The following is a 416-nucleotide window of genomic DNA, read 5'->3' on the forward strand; positions in this document are numbered from 1 at the left end:
GCGGTGTTGATGTGCACGGTGAAGGTCGGTTTGACGTTCTCGGCCACCGAAGTCTGGTCGGCCGTGATGGTGACTTTGACCAGATCGCCTTCGTTGTTGCCGCCTGGGTTGCCCGGGGTACCTGGCTCATCGGTAACGGTGGTGGTGACCGGAGTTTTGTCGAGAGTCAGTTGCTCGAACTTGCCGACGTCAGCGCCCGCAACGGTCGCAATGGAGTTGACCACTGCAGGGTTGCTGCCAACGTAGACGTTGTCCGGGGCAGTCACGCTGATCGAACCGCTGGTGCCGTTGGCCGGTACGGTGATGACGGTTTTGCCGTCGCTCAGCGTGAAGGTCAGGGCGCCATGGTTGTTGATCGGCAGACCGTCTTTGTTGGTCAGCGTGATGGTGTAGGTGATCTCGCCGCCTTCGGTAAC

1 protein-coding gene is annotated in these 416 nt (G+C 60.3%); it reads right to left on the bottom strand.

Features of this window, described 5'->3' with window-relative positions; all coding sequences use genetic code 11:
• Positions 1-416: immunoglobulin-like domain-containing protein (locus SB756_RS28215; protein ID WP_410912787.1), on the bottom strand; the 416-nt coding region annotated here is incomplete at both ends.

This window comes from Pseudomonas sp. SIMBA_068 (assembly GCF_046534705.1).
Taxonomy (GTDB): domain Bacteria; phylum Pseudomonadota; class Gammaproteobacteria; order Pseudomonadales; family Pseudomonadaceae; genus Aquipseudomonas; species Aquipseudomonas putida.